This is a genomic window from Streptococcus sp. SS4 (assembly GCF_030440125.1).
Taxonomy (GTDB): Bacteria; Bacillota; Bacilli; order Lactobacillales; family Streptococcaceae; genus Streptococcus.
Genome location: NZ_JAQFJM010000016.1, coordinates 21815 through 29401 on the forward strand (window position 1 = coordinate 21815; position 7587 = coordinate 29401).

The 7587-nt window shown below is 38.8% G+C and carries 3 protein-coding genes; all 3 read right to left on the minus strand.

Features of this window, described 5'->3' with window-relative positions; translation table 11 throughout:
* Window positions 1–206 precede the first annotated feature (206 nt).
* Window positions 207–3386 carry an SbcC/MukB-like Walker B domain-containing protein gene (locus PCY16_RS11135; RefSeq protein ID WP_195414172.1) on the minus strand — a complete coding sequence of 1060 codons (3180 nt, stop codon included), beginning with the start codon at window positions 3384–3386 and terminating at the stop codon, window positions 207–209.
* Window positions 3383–4591, minus strand: a complete 1209-nt coding sequence (locus PCY16_RS11140) for an exonuclease SbcCD subunit D (RefSeq protein WP_195414171.1) — start codon at window positions 4589–4591, stop codon at window positions 3383–3385. Before PCY16_RS11140 ends, PCY16_RS11135 begins: the two co-directional genes overlap by 4 nt.
* A gap of 243 nt (window positions 4592–4834) precedes the next feature.
* Window positions 4835–7587 (minus strand): DUF2971 domain-containing protein (locus PCY16_RS11145; protein ID WP_301354649.1); only part of this gene is annotated, 2753 nt, incomplete at its 5' end.

The following is a 7587-nucleotide window of genomic DNA, read 5'->3' on the forward strand; positions in this document are numbered from 1 at the left end:
ATTTTCAAATATGATGACAAAAAATCCGTCCCCACTTTTTTACGAGTAGAACGGATTAAATATGTTATACAAACCATCAGCTTTTTAACAATTCTACATAAGGTAGTTGTTGATTCAACTACCTTATTTCTATGCTGATTAGAACAAATTTGACATGGCTACAACTGTGATTATCTGATATAGAGTATTATATAAACTGACTTCTCTTACCCCTTATCCACAATCTTAATACGGCTACTTCCATCATGCGACTTGATGATAGCTAATTGTTGGGCGATGCCTTCTTTCATGTCGTCCACGTGACTGATGACACCGACCATACGGTTTTCACCGATTTGTTCCAGAACAGCGATGGCTTTGGTCAGGGCTTCCTTATCCAGTGAGCCAAACCCTTCGTCGATGAAGAGAGCTTCAACAACAGCACCCTTGCTGGTATTTTGCACCACCTCTGAGAGGGATAGGGCAATAGCCAGTGCGGCGATAAAGGTTTCTCCTCCAGACAAGGATTTGACGGAACGCTCGCTACCTGTCAGCTGGTCATAGACATTGATGTCTAAGCCGAAGTGATCACGCGCCCGACGCCCTTCTTCACTCAGAACAAAGGAATAGCGGTTATCCGTTAAGAGACCGATGTAGTTGGCATTGGCATAGTCCAAGATTTGTTGGAAATACTGACGGATAACATAGACTTCAAGGTTGAGTCGTCCAGTTAGTGCTGTATTTTCTCCCTTAACCACCTTAACCAGATCGCTGAGTTCTTGGTGGGCCTTGAAGGCCTCTTGGTTGCTGTCTTGAAGGGTTTTGGCCGCTTGGTAGGTAGCCGTCGCATCCTTAAGTCCCTGCTCCATGACAGAAACCTGAGCGAGCTGCTTATCATAGTTTTCCTGACAATCCTCTACTGCTTGTGTTAGATTGCCAAGGTCCGGCTTTTCTTGGTTTTTGATAAGCTCTTGACCCTTGACAATCTGCGCCTTCAACTCTTGTTTAAGAGTTTGGTAGCTTGTCAATTGAGCCTGGAGCTTAGGAATGGCTTGCTTATTCACCTCAAGAAGCCAAAGCTGGATTTGCTCTAGGTCATTGCTGAGGGCCCCTTCAGCCATAAGACTTTGGTCTAGTTCAGCAGATAAATGCTTAGTTTCTTGGCTAGCATTTTCTTTAGACTTGGTTAGGCTCTCAAGTTGCCCCATGATTCCTTGAATGTCGGCATGAAGTTGGTTGTAGGCTTCACTATTTTCCTTGACTTGCTTATTGTAGAGGTCCAACTCTTGCTTTGCTAGGGAAATACGTTCTTGATAAAACTCAACAGATTCAAGCTCTTGATGAGCTTCTTGTAACTCCTTAAGACGTTCCTTAGCTTGGTCAAGCGCCGCCTTAGCCTCTTGATAGGCTTTAGCCAAATCTATCGATTTTTCCTGAGCCTTGGCTAACTCATCTTGATAATGGAGACGATCTGCCTCTTCCTTATCAAAGCGTTTGTGTAGCTCTTGATAATACTGTTCAACCTTTCGGAGTAAGGTTTGTCCACAGTCTGCTTCATAGTCCTCTGAAAAATCAAAATCAAATTGTCCCTTAACTTGCTCTTGGAGTTCTAGATAGTGTTTTTCAAGAGTTAACTTGACTTTAGCTACTTGGTCAAGCAAATCTTGACGTTTAGATTCAACCTCGCTCAAGGTAGCCTGACGATTTGACAAGGTAGCCACTTGCCTTTCTTTTTGAGCTTGAAGTTCCTCCACCTGATTTATGAGATCCTTCAAGGCCGCTTCATTCACCTGTGTCCCATCGACCTTAGGATGGTCAATGGAACCACAAACCATACATGGCTGTCCCTCCTCTAATTCTGCTTGCAGTTGGGCAATCATGAGTTGACGACGTGAAGCTAAAGTGGTTGCTAACTGGTCTTCCAATTCCTTGAGACTTTCTTGAACTTGGTCAATATCCAAAGATAACCCTTGTTGACGTTTTTCCGTCTTGGCCAACTCCTGCTTCAAGTCCTCTATTTCTTTCAGGTCCTGAGCCAGTTGCTTATCCACACTGTAACTCACAGACTGGAGGAGTTTTTCAGCCTCATGTAAACTCTCTAAACTAAGACGATTAGCTTCCAAATCTAACAGAGACTGTTTAAGAGTTTCAATCTCTTTTGAAGCCTGCTGATAAGTTTCTTCCAAATGCTTATATTTAGCACTTGACCGTTTGATTTTTTCCTGCTCTTGGGCAAGACTCTGGGCATAGATAATAGCCTCTTTCCATGCTTCCAGTTTCTCTTCTTTTTGAAGAAAATCCTCAGATTGGGTTGTAAACGCCTCTTTTTGAGCCTTGACTTCCTCAAAAGCCTGCTCCTTAGCCTTTAATTTCTCCTGAGCAATCTCAAGGTCCTGTTCTAATTGCAACAACTGCTTCTGATACTGCTTCAAACTACTAATGGTTTCTTGCAACCCTTGGGCAAACTGCAATTCCTCCAGATGCGCTTTAGCCTCCGCCTGTTCCTGAGCACCTTCCTCAATTTCCAGACGGTAACGCTCCTTGGCTTGCTTCAATTCTTGGAAAATCTTTGCCAAATCTTGGGCAGTTTGCAAGCTCTTCTGCAATTTTGCCAAATCCTCATGGGCATCCTTCAAGATGCTTTTTTGCTCCGTAAGACTTTCTTGACGCTGAGACAAAAGCTCTTCAAGGCGTGCCAATTTTTCAGAGGCTGGCGTTTGGGTCAAGACTGCTAATTCCTCCTCAGACCAGACCTGACTAGCAAAATGACCATCTAGCTGAGCTTGACGCTTATCCATATCCTTATTGCTCTGACGAAGACGCTCTTCCAAGCTCTTTTGAAAACGGTCAAAAATACCCGTTCCAAAGATTTTCTTTAAAATTTGAGTCTTGGTCTTGGAATCTTCTTTCAAGAAACGGCTGAAATCATTTTGCGGTAGGAGAATAATCTGCTTGAACTGCTCAGCATTGAGCCCCAAAATCTGCTCAATCTGGTCACTCACTTCCTTGATCTTATCCCCAAGCTTTTCAATCTCCTGACCACCAATTTTATCCACAATGACTAGAGAAGCCGTCGCTTTTTGCATGGTCGTACCACCACCTCGCTTGGCTCTCTCCTGCTGGAGCACTCGCTCAATGCGATAAAGATGCTTGCCTTGTTGGAAATAAAAGGTTACCTTGGTCAAGTCATCCTCTGGACCAGCGAAGGTTGACCGCATCTCCTCAACATTGCGGTCGCCACTGGTTGTGGCAAACAAGGCAACCGTCATGGCATCAAAGAGGGTACTCTTACCAGCCCCCGTGTCCCCACCAATCAAAAAGAGGGGAGCGTGGTCAAACTGGGTGAAATTGATGACTTCCTTACGATAAGGTCCAAAATTGGTCAATTCTAACTGAACTGGTCTCATTGTCCACTCCTTCCAATCTCCTCAAAAATACTTTCCACAAGAGCAGTTTGTCTCTCAGACAAGACATCGCCCCCAGTCACTGTCTGGTAAAAATCAGAGACAATTTCCTGAGGCGACTGCATTTCCAAATCTTTTAAGTGCTGATCTACAGTCAAGCTTTCTTCCCTGACATCACCCAAACGACTGAAAGTGATTTCTACAATGTCTGTCCCATAAATCTCTTCCAGACGGGCACGCACATTGATTCCCTCTAATTCCTTACGACTGGACAATTGAATATCAAAGGCAAACCAAGCCTTTTGACAAGGCTGCTCCTTATAAAATTCAGGTAACATCAAGGTTTCAAAAGATGCCTGCAAGGCAAGAATCGGTCGTTTGACTTCTAGAGGATGGAAGGTCTGAGACAAGTCTCCAGTTGCATCCAATTCAAGAATATAAACGCCTTTTTCTTCCTTCCGCTTGGCTTCTTTGACATTAAAGGCGACCGGACTGCCTGAATATTGCACGCGCTGAGTCGGACTGGCAAAGCGGGTATGGATATGCCCCAAGGCCACATAATCGAAAGCCTTGAAAAGGTCACTGGTCACATTAGAAAGACCACCTACCGTATTGCTGGTTTCAGACAACATCAATTCCCGTAGACTTTGACCATCGCTATCATCCTTCTTAGAAACCGCAAAATGCGTCACCAAGACATGGGCCTTGTCGGGATCAAAAGCTTTTTCCATATCCTCGAGAATATAGGCCAAGGCATCACCAATCCCCTGAATTTCCTTATTCTCATCGTCCTTATAATAAATACGGGCATCAATAGGATCGATAAAGGGAAGCAGGAAAATCTGGCAAGCCTCCAACTCAATAGGCACAAAAGCCTCCTCCAAACGTGTGCTTAAATGAAGACCCTGATGTTGAAAAAAGTCTCGTCCAAAATGTAAACGTTCAGCACCATCGTGGTTGCCACTGATAGCATAGACAGGAATCTGCTCCTCCAACACCAAGCGGGCCAAGGTCTTATTAAATAGCTTAATCGCATCCACAGGCGGCACCGCACGGTCATAGAGGTCTCCCGCAATGATAACCCCATCCACTTTTTCGCTAATAGCCAAATCCACAATCTGTTGAAAGGCCCACTCCTGCTCCTCCAACAAAGACCAGCCATTGAGGGTTCGCCCCACATGCCAATCTGACGTATGTAAAAACTTCATGACAGTCTCCTCATTCGTTTTGTCTTACTCTATTGTACCTTATCAAGCTAAATACTGCTTAAAAGATTCACAAACCTTGGGAGATTCCGTAATTTTTATCCGCAGACCAAAAAATCTCTCCCTAGCAATCACACTCGAGAGAGATTTTATTTTTGGAATTTATGCGAGATAATTAGGAAGAAAAAATTCGAGAGAACCTAATAAACATTACGTGTAATAATTTTTTCGATTACTCCCACAAAATTACTTGAATTTTCTTTCAGAAATAGTAAATTCGATATCCTTATCAACAAGTCTAATCAATGGAGTCACATACTCTGGTCTAGAAAATTTCGGTCCGAAAATTACCCTTTTTATTTGAATTGGGTCCTCCCTTTCCAAATAAGGTTTCGCCAAAGTATCGCTGTCATATTGTATTCCTATTAGCTCATTTGATGTAGATTCACTTGCCATTGATTCTATCGTAGCATATCTTAAGACTCGTAATTCTTTTTCATATTTATACCCTGATGCCTTAAAAAGGTATCTAATTTCTTCTAACAGTTTATCAATATCATTAATTAATTGTGGTTTTTTCAAATCGCCTATACTATCAATTATTTCTTTAAGATTACTTAATAACGAGGTAACCATCTTTCTCTCTTCCTTTTTTAGCAAAACATCATCACTAGAAACTACCAAATTGCCTCTCTTTAATTCATTTTCATCTAAATAACAAATTCGAAAAAGTATATCTTTATCTGATTCTTGTTTAGACTCTGGACCTGATGAACTTTCTTTTTCTGATTTTTGTTCCGATTTCGGTTCCAATGAACTATCTTTTTTGTTTAACATATTATTAAGTTTTACAAGGTTTGACTTTCCACTCAACCAATTTATGTCTCCAGGGGAGTCCACTAATTGAAAACTTTCATTTTTTAATTCAAGAAATACCCCCTCTGCATTGGACCCATACTGTGACCACATTGCCAGATCATCAATCGCAGTAGTTAAGCACATTAAAAACCACGGACTGGGTTCTAAAAAATTATCCATTTCATTTTCTTTTTGCAGTAATAAATATCTATCTAATATTTTCCCCTCCTCGGGATCATTCATATAATCAACATTATACAACCTTGATTTACTAGTAATTTTATAACCTTCTTTTTTAAAAATATTCACTTCTTGATTCAGATGTATATGGAGAGTTCGTGATGATGTATAGTGTCCAAACCCTCTTCTTGGGAATTCTTTAACAGCTAATCCGAATTTTATCTGTAAAACCAAGTTATAAATTTTTAGTATTAACCCCACTCCAACATTATCTTTTTTATAATACTCTAATAAGCCTGATAACAAACCATTGTTGGTATTCTCAATAACATTTAAATCCTTTGAAATTTCAACTATTTTATAAATCCATTTTTTTAAAAATCTTTTCTCACGTATTTTCCCATGTTTAATCTTTTCATTAAGATTAGAGATTATATCACTTATTAATTCAACTACTAAATCTATTCTCTCTTTTAACGGGGAGTCTAATAGTTTTTCTAATCTATTTAAATCATTTTTTAAAAGATCAATATCTTTTTCAATCCTAATTCGATTTACAAGCATCTTACCATAAAAATTTATAACATCAACTGAACTCAAATGATTACTATAAATACGAGTAGCAATATTTATTGTATTCTTTAAGTCTTCTTTCTCTTGCTTTAAAGCTAGACAATAAAGAATACGCAGGTAAGTGATAGCAATTACTTCATTACTTGATTTCTCATTATAAATAATCTCGGCTTTCTTTGCTGTATAATTTAAATCTTTTACTTTTTCCTGATTTAAAGCTAAGTTATGTAATATATTAGCGTAAGCAAAACTGAATTCTGATGATTTCGACGTTTTCTTATAAACAGTAGCGGCTATATCTTCCGTAACCTTTAAATCGTTTTCTTCTTCCTGCTCTGAAGATAGACAATAAAGTATTAGGAGATAAATTTCTGAATCTATTTCTGATTTAGAGCTTTTTTCATAAATATTAGCAGCAATTGTAGCTGTAACCTTTAGATTTTTTTCTTGATTTTGTTCTGAGGCCAGGTTCAATAGTATGTAGAGGTAAACAGTAGAGTTATTATCTAATCTTGAATGTTTATCATAAACATTACCAGCTATCTCTGCTATATCTCTTATTTTTTTTTCATCTTCTTGTTTTAAAACTAAATAACAAAGCACCCAAAGATAATTATTAGCAATATCTTCTGATTCTGAGAACTTTTCATAAACAGCAGTAGCTTTGCTTGCTGTATCATTTAAATCAGTTTCACTCTGCTGTTTTGAAGCTAGATTATGTAATATTTTAATATAAGTATTAGCTATTTTATCTGATTCTGGGTATTTTTCATGAATTCTATCAGCCTCAACTAACACATTACTTATTCTTTTTTCATTTACGTGTTTTGAAGTCAGATAATAGAGTATACTAAGATAATTACCAGCATCTATTTCTGATTTTGAACTCTCTTCATAAACAGCATTAGCTATATCAGTTGTAATTTTTAGAGATTTTTCTTCCTCTTGTTTTGAAGCTAGTTTACATAGTATTTGGAGATAGACAGTAGAGTTTTTCTCTGAATCTGCATGATTTTCATAAACAGTTGCTGCTTTACCTACTGTGGCCTTTAGAGATCTCTCAATTCTCTGACCCGAAACTAGATTATATAATATTCTAAGGTAAGTATTAGCTATTTTATCTGATTCTGGGTGTTTCTCATAAACAGTTGCTGCTTTACTTTCTGTTATCTTCAGAGATCTTTCAAATCTTTGATGTGAGGCTAATAAATAAAGTACATTAAGGTAAACAAGAGCAATTTTCGGTGATTCCGAATGCTTTTCATAAACAGTTGCTGCTTTACTTTCTGTTATCTTCAGAGATCTTTCAAATCTTTGATGTGAGGCTAATAAATAAAGTACATTAAGGTAAACAAGAGCAATTTTCGGTGATTCCGAATGCTTTTCAT

Excerpts from the sequence above, each read along its gene's own strand:
- PCY16_RS11135 (WP_195414172.1), bottom strand. The coding sequence starts at position 3,386 with ATGAGACCAGTTCAGTTAGAATTGACCAATTTTGGACCTTATCGTAAG.
- PCY16_RS11140 (WP_195414171.1), bottom strand. The coding sequence starts at position 4,591 with ATGAAGTTTTTACATACGTCAGATTGGCATGTGGGGCGAACCCTCAAT.